Genomic DNA, 18,924 nt, shown 5'->3' with positions numbered 1-18,924 from the left:
TGCGAAGCCCTGATTCTCTTCAGGGTGAATATTAAAGATAACACAAACATCGCGTAACGATTTGATAACAACCCAAATTGATAAAAGAGGAGAAACCTTGTGGCAAAGCAAATGAAAACCCCGCCGCAGCGGGGTCAGGGATCAGTGAGTAATGATACAGAGGAATTCGGCCCAGAAGAACATCGACAGAGAAAACGCGCCCATCCAGGACCAATATTTCATATTTGTGTTGATCATAGGCTACACCTTTAACGGTTATTACTTTGTGTTGAGATAACTCAACTTGTTATTGCTGCGGTGTATTAAAAGCCCTTTAATTCATTAAAAATGGGTAATAAGAATGATGATAATTATTGTTTCGGCTGATCATCTTCAGCAAACAGTTCTATAAAGGCTTGCTGCTGCGTTGTTAGTTGCCAGTCGTCTGGAATAACGACGGAACATTCCCGTTTCGTTTCTGGTTCATTGTCACTATGCTGACATAATGGTGACGACTCCAGTTGCTCCTGACCGACCATAGTTATCCCCACACTTTCCAAATCAGCAGTGCGACAACCACCCAGAAAAGTGCAGAACCAAGAAATACCGCCAGCCAGGCTTTGCGTTTTAATTCAGGGTCCCGGCGGGGTTCCTGATTTCCAGAAGGCATTGCTAACCTCATATAATCGCCATCATTTATCAGCAAGACGTTGAACGATTGGTGTAATTAATCATACGATGAGACAAATCCTAAAGAAACTTTAGTCAAAAATCCAGCGAATTTACGAATCGTCTCCAGTGAATAATTCAATCTTTTGACCTGAAATAGATATTTGAAAACTCGAGTTTGCGAGGCGGGTAATTAGACACTACTTTACAGGTGATTTACCCTATAAATATGAGGGATAAAAATATTGTGCACGGTATACAAATAAGCAACAAAAGAGAATATATTCCGGCACCTTCGCTACATAAAAGGTGCCGAAAATAACGCAAGAAATTATTTTTCCGGCAGTTTTATATCTTTAAACATGACCTCAATTTCTTCATTAGAGCGTAATGCGACAGCCGCATCAACGACATCACGCGTTAAATGCGGTGCAAAACGCTGAATGAAATCATACATATAACTGCGCAAAAAAGTACTACGGCGAAAACCAATTTTGGTTGTACTGTGGCTGAAGATATCGTGAGCATCAACGCGCACAAGGTCCGGATCGGCGACCGGATCCACCGCCATGCTGGCAATGACCCCTACCCCCAGCCCTAACCGGACGTAAGTTTTAATGACGTCAGCATCCGTTGCCGTGAAGACGATACGTGGCGTTAACCCTGCGCGGTTAAAGGCAGTATCCAGTTCTGAACGTCCGGTAAAGCCGAAGGTATATGTCACCAACGGATATTGCGCCAGTTCTTCAATGGTAATGGCTTTTTTGCCTGCCAGCGGGTGATCCGGAGTGACTACAATAGCCCGATTCCAGTGGTAGCACGGTAACATCACTAAATCTTCATACAGATGTAGTGCTTCTGTGGCGATCGCGAAATCGGCATTGCCTTTAGAGACGGCATCAGCAATTTGCGTCGGCGAGCCCTGGTGCATATGCAAAGAAACGCGAGGATAACGCTCAATAAAGCCTTTGATGACGTTTGGTAACGCATAGCGTGCCTGGGTATGCGTGGTGGCGATATACAGCGAACCTTTATCCGGCCAGGTGTGCTCTCCGGCGACCGATTTTATGGCATCGACTTTCGACAGGACTTCACGAGCGATACGAATTATTTCTTGTCCTGCTGGCGTTACCTGCGTCAGGTGCTTGCCGCTTCGGGAAAAAATTTGAATGCCTAGCTCGTCTTCCAGCATTCTGACTTGTTTACTGATCCCGGGTTGTGATGTGTAAAGTCCTTCCGCCGTTGATGAGACATTCAGGTTATGATTGACGACCTCAACAATATAGCGAAGTTGTTGTAATTTCATGTTAAACCATCCACTTAGACGCCATCAGAACATCGTTTTTTCGTCACACCAGGCGGCGTGACTAATACGATTTAATAATAAAAAAGGTGCTAACTATAACCACTATATCATTTATAGCCTTAGTGTATAGGTGTGAAGAAAAAATAATATGCAATAAAAAAGGGCCGCTTTCGCGACCCTTTGTTTATAAAAACCTGACAGAATTAAAGGTTATTTTTTCCCTTCAACCCATTTGCCATCAACATAAAATGCTGACCAGCCAGTCGCCTTTCCGTCTTTTTCCGAAGAGACATATTGCTGTTTGGTTTTACGGCTAAAGCGAACCATGGTCTTATTACCTTCCGGATCCTGCTGTGGCGCATCGGCCAGATAACGCAGTTTTTCCGGCAGACGGTCGCGGAAGCGATAAAGCTCTTCCACCAGTGGCGCACGTGTTTCACGCGATTTCGGGAAGGTATTGGCCGCCAGGAACACACCGGCAGCACCGTCACGCAGCACGAAATAGGCATCTGATTTTTCGCACGGCAGCTCCGGTAATGGCACCGGATCTTCCTTCGGTGGTGCCACTTCGCCGTTACGTAAAATCTTACGTGTGTTTTTACACTCTTCGTTAGTGCAGGCCATGTATTTACCGAAACGCCCCATTTTCAGGTGCATTTCAGAGCCACATTTTTCACACTCAACGATCGGGCCGTCATAACCTTTAATGCGGAATTCGCCCTCTTCGATCTCGTAACCGTCGCAGGTTGGGTTATTACCACAGACATGCAACTTACGTTTCGGATCGATGAGATAGCTGTCCATCGCCGTGCCGCATTTCGGGCAACGACGTTTTGCGCGCAGCGCGTTGGTTTCAGCGTCTTCGCCTTCCAGCACGTTCAGCACTTCGTTTTCCGGCACCAGGTTAATGGTGGTTTTGCAACGCTCTTTCGGCGGCAGCGCATAACCAGAACAGCCAAGGAATACCCCGGTGCTCGCTGTGCGAATCCCCATTTTGCGACCACAAGTCGGGCAGTCAATGCTGGTCAGAACCATCTGGTTCGGGCGCATACCACCCTCTTCCGGATCTTTTTCAGCTTTATCTAACTGCTGGGTGAAATCCGAGAAGAAGTGATCCAGTACAGCTTTCCACTCTGCTTCGTGATTTGCCACCTGGTCGAGGCTGTTTTCCATCTGCGCGGTAAAGTCGTAGTTCATTAACTCACGGAAATTTTCTTCCAGGCGATCGGTGACAATTTCACCCATTTTTTCCGCGTAGAAACGACGATTTTCTACTCGCACATAGCCACGATCCTGAATGGTCGAAATGATCGATGCATAGGTAGACGGACGACCGATACCGCGTTTTTCCAGCTCTTTAACCAGCGATGCTTCACTAAAACGGGCTGGCGGCTTGGTAAAGTGCTGGGCTGGTGTCAGTTCAACGAGTGTCAAAGCATCGCCTTTATCGACTGCCGGTAAGATACGATCTTCATCGCCTTTACGCAGTGCAGGCATCACTTTCGTCCAGCCATCAAAGCGCAAAATACGACCGCGTGCTTTCAGGCGGAAATCGCCCGCACCAACGGTCAGCGTCGTGGAGTCATATTTCGCTGGGGTCATCTGGCAGGCAACGAACTGACGCCAGATTAACTGGTACAGTTTCTGCGCATCTGCTTCCATATCCTTCAGCGATTCCGCCATCACATTGACGTCAGAAGGACGAATCGCTTCGTGTGCTTCCTGTGAGTTTTCTTTGCTGGCGTACTGATTCGGACTTTCCGGCAGATATTTCTTACCAAAATTATCGCTGATATAACCGCGAACCATATTTACCGCGTCCTGACTCAGGTTGGTGGAGTCGGTACGCATGTATGTGATATAGCCAGCTTCATACAAACGCTGCGCCATCATCATGGTTTTTTTCACGCCAAAACCAAGACGGGTGCTGGCAGCTTGTTGCAGCGTAGAGGTAATAAAAGGAGCGCCAGGTTTACTGGTTGTCGGTTTGTCTTCACGTTCCAGCACGCTGTAGCGCGCTTTTTCCAGCAGACTTACCGCAGCCTGAGTTTGTTCTTTGTTGACCGGACGGAACGGTTTGTCGTTCTGATGAGTCACCTGCAACGCCAACGCTTCACCAGATGGCGTGGTCGTGCTGGCATCGACTTCCCAGAACTCTTCCGGTACGAACGCTTTAATTTCACGCTCACGCTCGACCACCAGGCGGACCGCCACCGACTGCACACGACCGGCAGACAGACCACGAGCGATCTTTTTCCACAGCAGCGGCGAAACCATATACCCCACCACGCGGTCCATAAAGCGACGCGCCTGCTGGGCATTAACACGATCAATATTCAGCTCACCTGGTTTGTTAAATGCCTGGCGGATCGCGTTTTTAGTAATTTCGTTAAACACCACTCGGCTATAGCGCGCATCATCACCACCAATCACTTCCCGCAGGTGCCATGCAATGGCTTCCCCTTCGCGGTCAAGGTCGGTTGCGAGATAGATGTGGTCGGCTTTTTCAGCCAGTTGTTTCAGTTCAGAGACGACCTTCTCTTTACCAGGCAATACTTCATAGTGCGCCTCCCAATTGTGCCACGGGTCAACCCCCATACGGTTGACGAGAGCGCCACGTTCATCCTTTTTAGGCTTTTTAGCCGTCTTGGTGGAGGTAGAGTCGGCACTCTTTTTGGCAGCTGAGCCACTGGTCGGCAAATCGCGGATGTGACCGACGCTGGATTTCACCACGTAGTCACTACCCAGATACTTGTTGATCGTTTTGGCTTTTGCCGGGGACTCAACGATGACAAGAGCTTTACCCATATTCACCTTACCTAATTTGATTCTTCCAGGAATGCGTCGCACGTTGATAAACCTTCCACTGGCAACGAGTTACCGATATGGACTCGCTCTCTGCGGATATCAACCCCTTGTCGTGACTCTGTTCACGAAAATTCAGGTGACTGAGTTAACAGGTCTTGGCCTACAGGCGCTATAGCACGACGGAATTTTGGTCGAATGTCAAGCAAATCTATTGCCAGATTGACGAAAGCGTCACACTGTACCTGATAAAATCCGATACGCAACTTTATTAGCATGCAAAATCCAAAGTTGCCAGTAAGGCGCTCTTGCCACCAGCGTGGTATATTTGTCTGCAAGCCATGCCTGGCGTAGACTAATGTCCTTGTTTAAGGAGTAAATAATGAACAAAGAGACACAACCCATCGACCGCGAAACGCTGTTGAAAGAGGCCAACAAAATCATTCGTGAGCATGAGGATACGCTCGCAGGGATTGAAGCCACCGGCGTCACGCAGCGTAATGGCGTGCTGGTATTTACCGGCGACTACTTTTTAGATGAACAAGGATTGCCAACAGCCAAAAGCACCGCGGTGTTTAATATGTTCAAACACCTGGCCCATGTGCTTTCAGAAAAATATCACCTGGTTGATTAAAGCAAAACGCGAGGTCTTAGCCTCGCGTTTGTCTTTTACATCAATGGCTTTTGACCCCGCTGCCACCAGCGTAGCAACAATCGATCGGCGCTCTCTGCCGCGCTGCCGGTGAATCGGTCAATGAGTCGTTTACGCTGCATATAGCGTACATTGACCACTTCACGGCCTTCCATCAGGCTAAGAATAACTTCATCACTGGTGTTGATTTCATCAACCAGGCCTTTCTCTACCGCCTGTTGTCCGTACCAGTGTTCACCCGTTGCCACCTGTTCAATATCCAGAGACGGACGCATACGCTTCACAAAATCTTTAAATAACTGATGCGTTTCGTTCAGCTCTTCGCGGAATTTCTCCCGCCCTTCTTCGGTGTTTTCACCCAGCAAGGTCAGCGTGCGCTTATACTGCCCAGCGGTGTGCAGTTCGATATCAATATCTTTGCTTTTCAGGAAGCGGTTAAAGTTGGGCATTTGTGCCACCACGCCAATGGAACCCACAATAGCAAACGGTGCGGAAACAATTTTGTCCGCCACACAGGCCATCATGTAACCGCCGCTGGCAGCGACTTTGTCTACCGTAACAGTTAAAGGAATGTTTTTATCACGCAGACGCTGCAGCTGCGAAGCCGCCAACCCGTAACCATGCACCATGCCACCAGGGCTTTCCAGACGTAGCACAACCTGATCCTGCGGTTTAAATGCTGCGAGTACCGCCGTTATCTCTTCACGTAGCGAGTTCACTTCATGGGCGTCCATGCTGCCTTTAAAATCCAGCACCCAGACGCGAGGTTTACTGTCAGTTGCCACCTCGCCCAGTTTGGCTTTCGCTTTTGCTGCTTTCGCTTCTTGCTTGTGCTTTTTCTTCTGCGCTTTGTGCCACTGTTTTTGCTGATGTGAGTCCATCAGCGCCGCGGCCAGTTCTTCTTTCATCTCCTTATACTGTTCGCTGAGATTGTTGACCCGTAACTCGCCACGCTGGCGTTTATTACGTTGAGCAACATTGACAATAATGGCGGCAATCGCCGCAATCGCTAGCACAACGGTAACGATTTTCGCCAAAAACAAACCATATTCAGACAACAATTCCACGAGTCCCCACCTTGGTTAAACAACGCTTTGGCTCACAGTTTACAACAGGCATGTTAAGCCGTCTCGCAGAGATGTTATTGCAGCGAAAGTATGACAAAGTATCCATTTTGCGGTGTTATCGCCCCAGGCTGATTGAAATGCCCTTCTGTTTCAGGCATAAAGCCCCAAAGTCATAAAGTACACTGGCAGCGCGACAGACAACGTCGTTGAGGAGTAGCCATGCATTACCAGCCAAAACAAGATTTACTCAATGATCGCATTATCCTGGTGACGGGAGCCAGCGATGGTATTGGTCGTGAAGCCGCGATGACGTATGCACGCTATGGTGCGACAGTGATTCTGTTGGGCCGTAATGAAGAAAAATTACGTCAGGTAGCCAGCCACATAAACGAAGAAACTGGGCGTCAGCCACAGTGGTTTATTCTCGATTTGCTGACCTGCACGTCCGAAGATTGCCAACAACTGGCACAGCGCATTGCCGTTAATTATCCGCGCCTGGATGGTGTTTTGCATAATGCCGGATTGCTCGGCGATGTTTGCCCAATGAGCGAACAAAATCCGCAGGTCTGGCAGGACGTCATGCAGGTCAACGTTAATGCCACCTTTATGCTCACCCAGGCACTGCTTCCTTTATTACTCAAATCGGACGCGGGTTCACTGGTCTTTACTTCATCAAGCGTTGGACGTCAGGGGCGTGCAAACTGGGGCGCATATGCAGCGTCGAAATTTGCCACCGAAGGGATGATGCAGGTACTGGCCGATGAATATCAGCAGCGCCTGCGCGTCAACTGCATTAACCCAGGCGGTACGCGCACCGCAATGCGTGCCAGCGCCTTCCCGACCGAAGATCCACAGAAACTTAAAACACCCGCTGATATCATGCCGCTCTACCTCTGGCTGATGGGTGATGACAGCCGCCGTAAAACCGGCATGACCTTTGACGCCCAACCGGGCCGTAAACCAGGAATTTCCCAATGAGTGATGAACGCTACCAACAGCGTCAGCAGCGAGTGAAAGAAAAAGTAGATGCCCGTGTGGCCCAGTCCCAGGATGAACGCGGTATTATCATCGTCTTTACCGGCAATGGAAAAGGCAAAACCACCGCGGCATTTGGTACGGCAACTCGTGCAGTAGGCCATGGCAAAAATGTGGGTATCGTGCAGTTTATTAAAGGCACCTGGCCTAATGGCGAGCGCAATCTACTGGAGCCACATGGCGTTGAGTTTCAGGTGATGGCAACGGGCTTTACCTGGGATACACAAAATCGCGAATCTGATACCGCGGCCTGCCGTGAAGTCTGGCAACATGCCAAACGAATGCTGGCCGATCCTTCACTGGATATGGTTTTGCTCGATGAGCTAACTTATATGGTGGCGTATGACTATTTGCCACTGGAAGAAGTGGTGCAGGCGTTAAATGAACGTCCACATCAACAGACGGTGATTATCACGGGTCGTGGTTGTCATCGGGATATTCTTGAATTGGCGGATACGGTGAGTGAATTACGCCCCGTGAAACATGCGTTTGATGCCGGTGTTAAGGCGCAAATAGGGATTGATTATTAAGAGAAAGCACCTCAAAAGATCGCCTCTTGAGGTGCTTTAATCATAATTATATTCAAGCGGCAATAGCAAAACTCAGAATCCGTTTTATCTCATTCAAATGTCCCGGATATGCTTCATGATTCTCAGCGTCAACATCTTCAATAAATAATATCAGTTCAGTAATTAACGCATTGGCATCTTCATAACTGATTGCGCTTAACTCTGGCGAAGTTTCAGTACCGTAGTTAATCGTCAGATTGTTCATCACCGTGAGGATAAGGATAAAATATTTATGACAAACCTTGCATGTGGTTTGGTTGCCCAGAGTATTATACAGCATATCAAGTAATGCCAGTATTCTACGGTTTTGTACATCGTTCATAAAATGCCCCTCCTATAACATTATTCCGCTGGCAATAAGTAATTTCGCCAGCCCCTCAGACGCCTTTAACCCACTAATGACCTGTGCGCGTAATATTTCATTTAATCTTTTTTGTTCAGCCGCTGTGCGTATTTTATTAGTGTATAAATCCTTAAGGTGATTTCCCTCGTCAAGAAATGAGTTCAGTGCTTGTATTGCTGGAATAGCTGGATCTGCTGCACGAAGACGTGTTTCATTAATACTGATAATCGCAGCCAGGAATTCTTGTCTGCTCTTCAATGTCTTAAATTCATTACCTCCTCCTTTTTTTAAGGAGGCATTGTAATAAACGAGATTATTATGTACCGTCGCAAAGGTATTTCTTCCAGTTTGTTTACCTTTTGTCGCGATATCGTTTCGTATATCAGTTAGATCATTTTTTATTCTTTGCCAATGTTTATTTACCGTACTACCTATATTCCCTGCGCTTACCCTTGTATTATACAACCCATTGAAATAAACCACTAAATCTTTAACCGCTGCTGCAGATTTTGTTAATGTTCCACCATCATTGATGCCCAGAAGTGCCCCCGCATTATTCGCGTGATCCAGAGCTTGTTTAAGCAATATGAACTGTTTGCTGTCTTTAACATCTAAATCCTCATTCAAAAGTTCGACATAAGAACTCATACTGCTAATGATTTCCATAGAAGCCAGCAATCTTTCTTTTTCAGTAGCGACTATCTTTGTAGTAAAAAGATCTTCTTGAGATTTTTTGTGCTTATCTCCAGGTTGCTGACATAATGACTCATCACTGGTACTGTTTTCAATAACTACCTCATAATCTGGTCGAGGTGCACACTCCGGATTAGTCGCATAAAAATTAACAAGGAAGTTTTCACGAGAAGCATAGTATTGTTTAAAGAAACTTGCATTCGCCGCCACCGCCTTGTTACCCGCAGTAATAACAGTTTCGGCTTGTTCATTTTTCAATGCATCGGTTGCACAACCTGAAAGCATTAACAGCGATAGAAATATTCCACTATATCTAATCATAACCCACCTCTTGACGTTGAGTTTATCTCAGATAATTAAATAGTAACGTGGCTATTTCTGGGTATTATTCATAAGCAAGTATGAAATTAAATTAAAATACTGCGACTATTTATCATGCTTCAAATGAAGAAAAGGCCCCGCAGGGCCTTTATTTTATACTTATCTTAAATTAACCGTTATTATTACGTCCGCCAGAACGGCGACCACCGCTCACCTGGCTATGACGTTTCACCGCACGACGAATCTGATTCGCCTTCATACGACGACGGTCTTTTTCTACGGCAACTTTAGAGCTGGTTTCTGGCGGTAGCTCCACCAGTTCGCGCAGATAGTTAGTCTGGGCGAGGTCCAGCTCCGTCCAGCCACCGCGTGGCAGACCTTTTGGCAGTGGGATATCACCGTAACGAACACGAATCAGGCGGCTTACCTGCACACCAACCGCTTCCCAAAGACGACGAACTTCACGGTTACGGCCTTCGGTCAGAGTAACGTTGTACCACTGGTTGATCCCTTCGCCGCCGCTGAACTTGATGGTTTTAAAGGCTGCCGGACCATCTTCCAACTGCACGCCACGACTCAAATCACGCAGTTTCGCGTCGTCAACCTGACCAAATACACGCACGGCATATTCACGTTCAACTTCACGGCTTGGGTGCATTAAACGGTTTGCCAGTTCACCATCGGTGGTGAACAGCAGCAGACCACAGGTATTAACGTCCAGGCGACCCACGGCAATCCAGCGTGCGCCACGCAGTTTTGGCAGACGGTCAAACACCGTTGGACGTCCTTCCGGATCGTTACGGGTACACAACTCACCTTCCGGTTTGTAATAGGCCAGAACGCGACAAATTTGTTCAGCGGACTCACGTACCGAAATCAGGTGACCATCGATACGGATTTTCAATCCAGGGGTAACTTCAACGCGATCGCCGAGTTTAGCAATTTTGCCATCAACACTCACACGACCGGCTTCAATAATAGATTCGATTTCACGGCGAGAGCCGTGGCCGGCACGCGCCAGCACTTTCTGTAGCTTTTCGCTCATAGAGCTTCCTTTTGGTGTCGCCTTCCCAGGCGTCTGATATGCTTTTGTGCAACAGTGAGTCAGAACTTACATCTGACTCACTGATAGTAAAGTCTGTTTGAACTCTTCAGGCCTTAAGTACTTAAGTAAACGACTCGACGTTTATCGGCCTGGCTTTGAGGCGCAACATACTACACTATCTTTATGGTTAAAGCTTGTTTCGATTAACATCAGCTTAATTACCAGCCACCACCGCCTCCGCCACCCGCCCCGCCGCCAGCACCACCACCGGAATAACTTCGCCCCAACAAACTGGTATTGGCCCCCAGACTCAGGTGCATCTGCAATGAGAATAAAACGCCACTACGGGCAATTTCCGGGGCGCAAACAGCCGCTGTGAGTGATGGGGTGATACGTGCTGCCCATTCTCTGGCAAGGTTTGCCGAGACCGCCCAACCTAACAACGCGTAATCCAGTTTCCGTGTTTCCCCTTTCCGCCGCCGCCCACTGTGTGTTGCTGCCTCTTTACCCGCAAGATAGTTAACGATAGCTTCACCGTGGGCATAACGTTGCTGCCCAGTTTGGGTAAACTTTGGCAGAAAAATATACCCTATGCCAGTGAGATAACCGGTCAGGAAAACAGCGCTAAAATAACCCGCTGGCATATACCAGTAAAAGAATACATCTCCGACATTGATATAGAGAGAGTAAAAGGCCACGCCTGAACAAATCAGCGGTAAAAACAAAGTGATGATTACACGATTAACGCAAGGCTTGTCATCATCGCGGGCAAACAAAAGCTCAAGGGAACAAAATAAAAAAGGAAGAAGCCAGCAGATCATAATAAACATATCGCCAACCAGACTCATTCCTGCCCAACCTACGGGACTCAGGTTACCATAGAGAATGACCGCCAATATCGCCATTCCGCCCCATTGCAAAAACGTATCAGGCCGGTAAAACGAAGACTTTTTACGCGGCAGATAAAATTTCTGCATCCGTAAAAATGCCCTGCGTAAGACTCTGTTGCGTCTCCCCGTAAGAACGACCTTATCGCCTTTACGAAATAACGCTTCCAGTAATAACTGCTCTGCGGGCAGTAATACCGCATTATTTCTGGTCGCGCCTTCATTAACACGAATCAGGATTTGCTGGTTCTTATCATACTGATCTTCCAGATGAATTTTTCCTTTCACAATCAGATTTACGATATCGGCACAAAAACCTTTATCGTCGTAAACCAGCTTCGCATCGAGACGTAACATGCCGGGCGTGTAATCTGGCGGAATGACATCGGTTTCAATCACATCTACCGGCGTAAATTGCGGCCTGCGCTTCCAGAGATATAACCATCCACAAACCAGGAATAGACACGGAAACCAAATTAACAACGATGACGTGGAGGGTAAAAGAAGATGGCTGAAAATATTCGTCGTTTGTGGAGCCGGGGCATTGCTAAGTAAAGCGTGAGGCCAGCGGTAGAGTACCGTGAAATCTTCACGATAAAACGGATCGCGGGATTCAATTCTTCCGTCCTCAAGGATGCGGCCATTTCGATATGTGTCGCCCTCTTCTCCAGTAAAGAGATCGATTTCGCTAAATGGATTACCCGCGATATCAGGGAACTTGAGTGAAAATCGGGTCTTATAGATTTCAAACGGCCAGTGGTTACCAGTCACGTTCCAGATTAACAGATCTGAATCTCCCTCACGCAGGAAAGCATTTTTAACCTGATAATGAATTTGATAATGATAGCCGCCTTGAGGCAAGAAACGTTGTTTATCGCCCACGACAATACTCATTAACCCGATATGCCAGTCAAGATGCCAGGGTTCAGGAATACCATCACGGGTGACGCCAACAATATGATAGTTCAGCAGTGCAGCGTCCCCATCAGGCTGCATCCAGAGTCGTGGTAAATCACGATAAAATCCGTGCTTAATCTGCTGATTTCGCGCCTGAAAATGAATATTTTCTTTGATGTCGAGCACCCCATCCGGTTGCAGAGTGGCTTCAACATCAAAGAGCGAGATCCCTTCTTCATAAAAAGGGATCTCCGTGTTTTTCGGATAACTCAACGAAGAGAAAAAAAGCCCAACTATCAACAGCAAAATGCAGCGATATATCCCTGCCATAGTCTTCCATCCGTGGAACGCAATTTGTTATAAGAAAGGCTTCACATCACCTACGCCTTCACGCACCACGACCGGCGTATCATCAGTAAGATCAATAACCGTTGTTGGTTTCTGCCCGAGATAGCCGCCGTGAATAATCAAGTCCACCTGTTTTTCCAGACGGTCTTTAATTTCTTCCGGATCGGATTCGGTAAATTCGCTGCCTGGCAGCATTAGCGAAGTGGAAAGCATCGGTTCGCCCAGTGCTTCAAGCAACGCCTGCGCAATCGGGTTAGAAGGCACACGCATACCGATGGTTTTGCGTTTTTCCTGCAACAGACGGCGTGGCACCTCCTTCGTCCCTTTCAGGATGAAGGTGTAGTTGCCCGGCGTGTTGTTTTTCATCAAACGAAACGCAACGTTATCCACGAATGAATAGGTCGAGAGCTCAGAAAGATCGCGACACATCAGGGTAAAGTTGTGACCGTCCGGCAGCTGGCGAATTCGACAAATACGCTCCATGGCGTTTTTATCTTCAATTTTACAGCCGAGCGCATAGCCGGAATCGGTTGGATAAACAATCACCCCGCCTTTACGCACGATCTCCACCGCTTGGTTGATCAGACGTTGCTGCGGGTTATCAGGATGAATATAAAAAAACTGGCTCATAATTCCCTCTCTGTGGTGTTCTGCGGCTGTTCCCATAGCTGCCAGACGCCTTCAACGCCCGCAGGCAGCCAGAGTTTACGACCCAGTTCAATCCACGGGCACGGCTGATGAAAATCAGATCCTTGTGATGCCCATAAATGATGCTGACGCGCAAGTGTCGCCAGCTGGGTGCGTTCATTGGGCGATTGCTGGCACTGCGCGACTTCCATCGCGTCGCCGTGGTGTTCAGCAAAATGCGCAACCAATCTTTTCAGCCATTTAGCACTAAGATTGTACCGCCCAGGATGAGCTAGCACCGCCTTACCGCCAGAATGATGAATGACATCAATAGCTTGTTCTATTGTACACCACTGTGGCGGAACGTATCCGGTTTTCCCGCGCGCCAGATATTTTTTAAAGACATCCGCCATTGAACTGGCTTTGCCGCACTCCACAAGGAAACGAGCAAAATGACCGCGCGTCACCGCACCGCCCTGCGCCAGTCGTTGCGCGCCTTCCAGCGCACCTGGTATCTGCGCTTTTTCAAGTCTTTCGGCAATCAGCTGCGCCCGCTGATTGCGCCGTTCTGTCTGCTGCGCGAGGAACTCACACATTAGCGGATGAGTAATATCAATATTCAGCCCGACAATATGAATTTCATGATTTTCCCAGACCGTGGAGATTTCCACGCCGGGAATAAGATTCAGCGCCAGTCCCGAACGTGAAATTTCCTCTCTTGCTGGTGAGATTGCAGCTGTGGTGTCATGGTCGGTGATCGCCAGGGTGCCGACGCGCATCTCGACTGCACGGTGCACCAATGCTTCTGGCGTCAGGCAGCCATCGGAAGCTGTGGTATGGCTGTGCAGGTCGTAAATCACTGCGTAATTCGTGTCGCTCAAGGCGCACTCCCGTTCTGGATAATGTTTTTTGCGCCGACATCATAACGGTTCTGGCAAATATTCTGAAATGAGCTGTTGACAATTAATCATCGAACTAGTTAACTAGTACGCAAGTTCACGTAAAAAGGGTATCGACAATGAAAGCAATTTTCGTACTGAAAGGTTGGTGGCGCACTTCCTGAAACGGGCAGTGTATTCACCATGCGTAAAGCAATCAGATACCCAGCCCGCCTAATGAGCGGGCTTTTTTTTGAACAAAATTAGAGAATAACAATGCAAACACAAAAACCGACTCTCGAACTACTAACCTGCGAAGGCGCTTATCGCGACAACCCGACTGCGCTTTTTCACCAGTTGTGTGGGGCTCGTCCGGCAACGCTGCTGCTGGAATCCGCAGATATCGACAGCAAAGATGATTTAAAAAGCCTGCTGCTGGTAGACAGTGCGCTGCGCATTACAGCTTTAGGTGACACTGTCACAATCCAGGCACTTTCCGGCAACGGCGAAGCCCTGCTGACACTACTGGATAACGCCCTGCCTGTGGGTGTGGAAAATGAACAATTACCAAACTGCCGTGTGCTGCGCTTCCCCCCTGTCAGCCCACTGCTGGATGAAGACGCCCGCTTATGCTCCCTTTCGGTTTTTGACGCTTTCCGCTTATTGCAGAATCTGTTGAATGTACCGAAGGAAGAACGAGAAGCAATGTTCTTCGGCGGCCTGTTCTCTTATGACCTTGTGGCGGGATTTGAAGATTTACCACAACTGGCAGCGGAAAATAACTGTCCTGATTTCTGTTTTTATCTCGCTGAAACGCTGATGGTGATTGACCATCAGAAAAAAAGCACCCGCATTCAGGCCAGTCTTTTTGCTCCGAATGAAGAAGAAAAACAACGTCTCAGTGCTCGCCTGAACGATCTTCGCCAGCAGCTGACCGAAACCGCGCCACCGCTGCCGGTGGTTTCCGTGCCGCATATGCGTTGTGAATGTAACCAGAGCGATGAAGAGTTCGGTGGCGTAGTGCGTTTGTTGCAAAAAGCGATTCGCGCCGGAGAAATTTTCCAGGTGGTGCCATCTCGCCGTTTCTCTCTGCCCTGCCCGTCACCACTGGCGGCCTATTACGTGCTGAAAAAGAGTAATCCCAGCCCGTACATGTTTTTTATGCAGGATAATGATTTCACCCTGTTTGGCGCGTCGCCGGAAAGTTCGCTCAAGTATGACGCCACCAGCCGCCAGATTGAGATCTACCCGATTGCCGGAACACGTCCACGCGGTCGTCGTGCCGATGGTTCACTGGACAGAGACCTCGACAGCCGCATCGAACTGGAAATGCGTACCGATCATAAAGAGCTTTCTGAACATCTGATGCTGGTGGATCTCGCCCGTAATGATCTGGCACGCATTTGCACACCCGGCAGCCGCTACGTCGCCGATCTTACAAAAGTTGACCGTTACTCTTACGTGATGCACCTGGTCTCCCGCGTTGTTGGTGAGCTGCGCCACGATCTCGACGCCCTGCACGCTTACCGCGCCTGTATGAATATGGGGACGTTAAGCGGTGCGCCGAAAGTACGCGCTATGCAGTTAATTGCCGGGGCGGAAGGTCGTCGCCGCGGCAGCTACGGCGGCGCGGTAGGTTATTTCACCGCGCATGGCGATCTCGACACCTGCATTGTGATCCGCTCGGCGCTGGTGGAAAACGGTATCGCCACCGTGCAAGCCGGTGCTGGCGTAGTCCTTGATTCTGTTCCGCAGTCGGAAGCCGACGAAACCCGTAATAAAGCCCGCGCTGTACTGCGCGCTATTGCCACCGCGCATCATGCACAGGAGACGTTCTGATGGCTGACATTCTGCTGCTCGATAATATCGACTCTTTTACGTACAACCTGGCAGATCAGTTGCGCAGCAATGGGCATAACGTGGTGATTTACCGCAACCATATTCCGGCGCAGACCTTAATTGAACGCCTGGCGACAATGAGCAATCCGGTGCTGATGCTTTCTCCTGGCCCCGGTGTGCCAAGCGAAGCCGGTTGTATGCCAGAACTCCTCACCCGCCTGCGCGGCAAGCTGCCAATTATTGGCATTTGCCTCGGTCATCAGGCGATTGTCGAAGCTTATGGGGGGTATGTCGGTCAGGCGGGCGAAATTCTTCACGGTAAAGCCTCCAGCATTGTACATGACGGTCAGGCGATGTTTGCCGGATTAACAAACCCGCTGCCGGTGGCGCGTTATCACTCGCTGGTTGGCAGTAATATCCCGGCCGGTTTAACCATCAACGCCCATTTTAATGGCATGGTGATGGCGGTGCGTCACGATGCAGATCGCGTTTGCGGTTTCCAGTTCCATCCGGAATCCATTCTTACTACCCAGGGCGCTCGCCTGCTGGAACAAACGCTGGCCTGGGCGCAGCAGAAACTTGAGCCAACCAACACGCTGCAACCGATTCTGGAAAAACTGTATCAGGCGCAGACCCTTAGCCAGCAGGAAAGTCATCAGCTATTTTCAGCGGTGGTACGTGGCGAACTGAAACCGGAACAACTGGCGGCGGCGCTGGTGAGCATGAAAATTCGCGGCGAGCACCCGAACGAGATCGCCGGAGCAGCAACCGCGCTACTGGAAAACGCCGCGCCGTTCCCGCGCCCGGATTATCTGTTTGCCGATATCGTCGGCACCGGCGGTGACGGCAGTAACAGCATCAATATTTCCACCGCCAGTGCGTTTGTCGCCGCGGCCTGTGGGCTGAAAGTGGCGAAACACGGCAACCGTAGCGTCTCCAGTAAATCCGGCTCGTCAGATCTGCTGGCGGCATTCGGTATTAATCTTGATATGAACGCCGATAAATCGCGCCAGGCGCTGGATGAGTTAGGCGTCTGTTTCCTCTTTGCGCCGAAATATCACACCGGATTCCGCCACGCGATGCCGGTTCGCCAGCAACTGAAAACCCGCACCCTGTTCAACGTGCTGGGGCCACTGATTAACCCGGCGCATCCTCCGCTGGCGTTAATTGGTGTTTATAGTCCGGAACTGGTGCTACCGATTGCCGAAACCTTGCGCGTGCTGGGGTATCAACGCGCGGCAGTGGTGCACAGCGGCGGGATGGATGAAGTTTCATTACACGCGCCGACAATCGTTGCCGAACTGCATGACGGCGAAATTAAGAGCTATCAATTGACCGCTGAAGATTTTGGCCTGACACCCTACCACCAGGAGCAACTGGCAGGCGGAACACCGGAAGAAAACCGTGACATTTTAACACGCTTGTTACAAGGTAAAGGCGACGCCGCCCATGAAGCAGCCGTCGCGGCGAACGTCGCCATGTTAATGCGCCTGCATGGCCATGAAGATCTGCAAGCCAATGCGCAAACCGTTCTTGAGGTACTGCGCAGTGGTTCTGCTTACGACAGAGTCACCGCACTGGCGGCACGAGGGTAAATGATGCAAACCGTTTTAGCGAAAATCGTCGCAGACAAGGCGATTTGGGTAGAAGCCCGCAAACAGCAGCAACCGCTGGCCAGTTTTCAGAATGAGGTTCAGCCGAGCACGCGACATTTTTATGATGCGCTACAGGGTGCACGCACGGCGTTTATTCTGGAGTGTAAAAAAGCATCACCGTCAAAAGGCGTGATCCGCGATGATTTTGATCCGGCACGCATTGCCGCCATTTATAAACATTACGCTTCGGCAATTTCGGTGCTGACTGATGAGAAATATTTTCAGGGGAGCTTTGATTTCCTCCCCATCGTCAGCCAAATCGCCCCGCAGCCGATTTTATGTAAAGACTTCATTATCGATCCTTACCAGATCTATCTGGCGCGCTATTACCAGGCCGATGCCTGCTTATTAATGCTTTCAGTACTGGATGACGAACAATATCGCCAGCTTGCTGCCGTCGCCCACAGTCTGGAGATGGGTGTGCTGACCGAAGTCAGTAATGAAGAGGAACTGGAGCGTGCCATTGCATTGGGGGCAAAGGTCGTTGGCATCAACAACCGCGATCTGCGTGATTTGTCGATTGATCTCAACCGTACCCGCGAGCTTGCGCCGAAACTGGGGCACAACGTGACGGTAATCAGCGAATCCGGCATCAATACTTACGCTCAGGTGCGCGAGTTAAGCCACGTCGCTAACGGTTTTCTGATTGGTTCGGCGTTGATGGCCCATGACGATTTGAACGCCGCCGTGCGCCGGGTGTTGCTGGGTGAGAATAAAGTATGTGGCCTGACGCGTGGGCAAGATGCTAAAGCAGCTTATGACGCGGGCGCGATTTACGGTGGGTTGATTTTTGTTGCGACATCACCGCGTTGCGTCAACGTTGAACAGGCGCAGGAAGTGATGGCTGCGGCACCGTTGCAATATGTTGGCGTGTTCCGCAATCACGATATTGCCGATGTGGTGGACAAAGCTAAGGTGTTATCACTTGCGGCAGTGCAACTGCATGGTAATGAAGATCAACAATATATCGACACATTGCGTGGCGCGCTGCCCGCAAACATTGCCATCTGGAAAGCATTAAGCGTCGGTGAAACCCTGCCCGCCCGCGAGCTTCAGCACGTTGATAAATATGTTTTAGACAACGGCCAGGGTGGAAGCGGGCAACGTTTCGACTGGTCACTGTTAAACGGTCAATCGCTTGGCAACGTTCTGCTGGCGGGGGGCTTAGGCGCAGATAACTGCGTGGAAGCGGCACAAACCGGCTGCGCCGGACTTGATTTTAATTCTGCTGTAGAGTCGCAGCCGGGCATCAAAGACGCACGTCTTTTGGCCTCGGTTTTCCAGACGCTGCGCGCATATTAAGGAAAGG

19 protein-coding genes and 1 other annotated feature are annotated in these 18,924 nt (G+C 49.5%); of the genes, 7 read left to right on the top strand and 12 right to left on the bottom strand.

Annotation, left to right across the window (positions count from 1 at the left end):
• Positions 1–141: 141 nt before the first annotated feature.
• The 5 genes from ymiC to topA form a co-directional block, all read right to left on the bottom strand.
• Entirely contained in the window at positions 142–237 is a 96-nt protein-coding gene (gene ymiC / locus ACJHX3_RS08005) for a small membrane protein YmiC (protein WP_001605341.1), read from the bottom strand.
• A gap of 113 nt (positions 238–350) precedes the next feature.
• Entirely contained in the window at positions 351–518 is a 168-nt protein-coding gene (yciX, locus tag ACJHX3_RS08000; RefSeq protein ID WP_001469241.1) for a protein YciX, read from the bottom strand.
• A gap of 2 nt (positions 519–520) precedes the next feature.
• The gene (locus tag ACJHX3_RS07995) at positions 521–661 is read right to left on the bottom strand and encodes a YmiA family putative membrane protein (RefSeq protein WP_001300896.1); all 141 of its coding nucleotides are present in this window, start codon (positions 659–661) and stop codon (positions 521–523) included.
• Between the two features lie 318 nt (positions 662–979).
• The gene (cysB, locus tag ACJHX3_RS07990; RefSeq protein ID WP_000776253.1) at positions 980–1,954 is read right to left on the bottom strand and encodes an HTH-type transcriptional regulator CysB; all 975 of its coding nucleotides are present in this window, start codon (positions 1,952–1,954) and stop codon (positions 980–982) included.
• 210 nt (positions 1,955–2,164) lie between these two features.
• Entirely contained in the window at positions 2,165–4,762 is a 2,598-nt protein-coding gene (gene topA, locus ACJHX3_RS07985; RefSeq protein WP_001295576.1) for a type I DNA topoisomerase, read from the bottom strand.
• Between the two features lie 379 nt (positions 4,763–5,141).
• Here topA and ACJHX3_RS07980 point away from each other — a divergent pair, with 379 nt between their 5' ends.
• Complete coding sequence (locus tag ACJHX3_RS07980; protein ID WP_001031530.1) at positions 5,142–5,393, top strand: YciN family protein; 252 nt, start codon at positions 5,142–5,144, stop codon at positions 5,391–5,393.
• 35 nt (positions 5,394–5,428) lie between these two features.
• Here ACJHX3_RS07980 and sohB read toward each other — a convergent pair whose 3' ends face one another.
• Entirely contained in the window at positions 5,429–6,478 is a 1,050-nt protein-coding gene (gene sohB, locus ACJHX3_RS07975) for a protease SohB (protein ID WP_000422045.1), read from the bottom strand.
• A gap of 219 nt (positions 6,479–6,697) precedes the next feature.
• Between sohB and ACJHX3_RS07970 the strand changes: the two genes are divergently transcribed.
• Positions 6,698–7,456: a YciK family oxidoreductase gene (locus ACJHX3_RS07970; protein WP_000559277.1), complete on the top strand. Its 759-nt coding sequence runs from the start codon at positions 6,698–6,700 to the stop codon at positions 7,454–7,456.
• Complete coding sequence (gene cobO, locus ACJHX3_RS07965; protein ID WP_001278909.1) at positions 7,453–8,043, top strand: cob(I)yrinic acid a,c-diamide adenosyltransferase; 591 nt, start codon at positions 7,453–7,455, stop codon at positions 8,041–8,043. The genes ACJHX3_RS07970 and cobO overlap by 4 nt, the downstream gene beginning before the upstream one ends.
• A gap of 52 nt (positions 8,044–8,095) precedes the next feature.
• Here cobO and ACJHX3_RS07960 read toward each other — a convergent pair whose 3' ends face one another.
• The 6 genes from ACJHX3_RS07960 to rnm all read right to left on the bottom strand — a co-directional run bounded on the left by ACJHX3_RS07960 (position 8,096) and on the right by rnm (position 14,124).
• Complete coding sequence (locus tag ACJHX3_RS07960) at positions 8,096–8,404, bottom strand: hypothetical protein (RefSeq protein WP_001000714.1); 309 nt, start codon at positions 8,402–8,404, stop codon at positions 8,096–8,098.
• Positions 8,405–8,416: 12 nt separating this feature from the next.
• On the bottom strand, positions 8,417–9,439 hold the full coding sequence (locus tag ACJHX3_RS07955; protein ID WP_042097762.1) for a hypothetical protein: 1,023 nt from the start codon (positions 9,437–9,439) through the stop codon (positions 8,417–8,419).
• Positions 9,440–9,608: 169 nt separating this feature from the next.
• Complete coding sequence (gene rluB / locus ACJHX3_RS07950; protein WP_001291217.1) at positions 9,609–10,484, bottom strand: 23S rRNA pseudouridine(2605) synthase RluB; 876 nt, start codon at positions 10,482–10,484, stop codon at positions 9,609–9,611.
• 218 nt (positions 10,485–10,702) lie between these two features.
• Entirely contained in the window at positions 10,703–12,598 is a 1,896-nt protein-coding gene (locus tag ACJHX3_RS07945) for a DUF2207 domain-containing protein (protein ID WP_206310206.1), read from the bottom strand.
• A gap of 27 nt (positions 12,599–12,625) precedes the next feature.
• Positions 12,626–13,246 carry an L-threonylcarbamoyladenylate synthase gene (locus tag ACJHX3_RS07940; protein ID WP_001295575.1) on the bottom strand — a complete coding sequence of 207 codons (621 nt, stop codon included), beginning with the start codon at positions 13,244–13,246 and terminating at the stop codon, positions 12,626–12,628.
• The gene (rnm, locus tag ACJHX3_RS07935; protein ID WP_001285692.1) at positions 13,243–14,124 is read right to left on the bottom strand and encodes an RNase RNM; all 882 of its coding nucleotides are present in this window, start codon (positions 14,122–14,124) and stop codon (positions 13,243–13,245) included. The genes ACJHX3_RS07940 and rnm overlap by 4 nt, the downstream gene beginning before the upstream one ends.
• A gap of 137 nt (positions 14,125–14,261) precedes the next feature.
• On the opposite strand from rnm, the gene trpL reads away from it, so the two are divergent.
• The 4 genes from trpL (at position 14,262) to trpCF (ending at position 18,917) form a co-directional block, all read left to right on the top strand.
• Positions 14,262–14,306 carry a trp operon leader peptide gene (gene trpL, locus ACJHX3_RS07930; protein WP_001700591.1) on the top strand — a complete coding sequence of 15 codons (45 nt, stop codon included), beginning with the start codon at positions 14,262–14,264 and terminating at the stop codon, positions 14,304–14,306.
• Positions 14,283–14,376 (top strand) — a sequence feature (Trp leader region). It overlaps the preceding gene by 24 nt.
• 21 nt (positions 14,377–14,397) lie before the next feature.
• Positions 14,398–15,960 carry an anthranilate synthase component I gene (trpE, locus tag ACJHX3_RS07925; protein ID WP_042097759.1) on the top strand — a complete coding sequence of 521 codons (1,563 nt, stop codon included), beginning with the start codon at positions 14,398–14,400 and terminating at the stop codon, positions 15,958–15,960.
• Complete coding sequence (gene trpD / locus ACJHX3_RS07920; RefSeq protein WP_087890828.1) at positions 15,960–17,555, top strand: bifunctional anthranilate synthase glutamate amidotransferase component TrpG/anthranilate phosphoribosyltransferase TrpD; 1,596 nt, start codon at positions 15,960–15,962, stop codon at positions 17,553–17,555. Before trpE ends, trpD begins: the two co-directional genes overlap by 1 nt.
• Entirely contained in the window at positions 17,556–18,917 is a 1,362-nt protein-coding gene (trpCF, locus tag ACJHX3_RS07915; protein WP_170933292.1) for a bifunctional indole-3-glycerol-phosphate synthase TrpC/phosphoribosylanthranilate isomerase TrpF, read from the top strand.
• The last annotated feature ends 7 nt before the right edge of the window (positions 18,918–18,924 follow it).

This window comes from Escherichia sp. WS1265 (assembly GCF_046487585.1).
Taxonomy (GTDB): Bacteria; Pseudomonadota; Gammaproteobacteria; order Enterobacterales; family Enterobacteriaceae; genus Escherichia; species Escherichia coli.
This window is presented reverse-complemented; position numbering and strand designations above follow the sequence as displayed.

Bases quoted from the DNA above. Each gene is read 5' to 3' on its own strand.
- ymiC (WP_001605341.1), bottom strand. From the start codon at position 237: ATGATCAACACAAATATGAAATATTGGTCCTGGATGGGCGCGTTTTCT.
- trpCF (WP_170933292.1), top strand. From the start codon at position 17,556: ATGATGCAAACCGTTTTAGCGAAAATCGTCGCAGACAAGGCGATTTGG.
- yciX (WP_001469241.1), bottom strand. From the start codon at position 518: ATGGTCGGTCAGGAGCAACTGGAGTCGTCACCATTATGTCAGCATAGT.
- trpE (WP_042097759.1), top strand. From the start codon at position 14,398: ATGCAAACACAAAAACCGACTCTCGAACTACTAACCTGCGAAGGCGCT.
- cysB (WP_000776253.1), bottom strand. From the start codon at position 1,954: ATGAAATTACAACAACTTCGCTATATTGTTGAGGTCGTCAATCATAAC.
- ACJHX3_RS07970 (WP_000559277.1), top strand. From the start codon at position 6,698: ATGCATTACCAGCCAAAACAAGATTTACTCAATGATCGCATTATCCTG.
- ACJHX3_RS07945 (WP_206310206.1), bottom strand. From the start codon at position 12,598: ATGGCAGGGATATATCGCTGCATTTTGCTGTTGATAGTTGGGCTTTTT.
- ACJHX3_RS07995 (WP_001300896.1), bottom strand. From the start codon at position 661: ATGAGGTTAGCAATGCCTTCTGGAAATCAGGAACCCCGCCGGGACCCT.
- ACJHX3_RS07955 (WP_042097762.1), bottom strand. From the start codon at position 9,439: ATGATTAGATATAGTGGAATATTTCTATCGCTGTTAATGCTTTCAGGT.
- cobO (WP_001278909.1), top strand. From the start codon at position 7,453: ATGAGTGATGAACGCTACCAACAGCGTCAGCAGCGAGTGAAAGAAAAA.
- ACJHX3_RS07980 (WP_001031530.1), top strand. From the start codon at position 5,142: ATGAACAAAGAGACACAACCCATCGACCGCGAAACGCTGTTGAAAGAG.
- topA (WP_001295576.1), bottom strand. From the start codon at position 4,762: ATGGGTAAAGCTCTTGTCATCGTTGAGTCCCCGGCAAAAGCCAAAACG.
- ACJHX3_RS07960 (WP_001000714.1), bottom strand. From the start codon at position 8,404: ATGAACGATGTACAAAACCGTAGAATACTGGCATTACTTGATATGCTG.
- ACJHX3_RS07940 (WP_001295575.1), bottom strand. From the start codon at position 13,246: ATGAGCCAGTTTTTTTATATTCATCCTGATAACCCGCAGCAACGTCTG.
- trpD (WP_087890828.1), top strand. From the start codon at position 15,960: ATGGCTGACATTCTGCTGCTCGATAATATCGACTCTTTTACGTACAAC.
- rluB (WP_001291217.1), bottom strand. From the start codon at position 10,484: ATGAGCGAAAAGCTACAGAAAGTGCTGGCGCGTGCCGGCCACGGCTCT.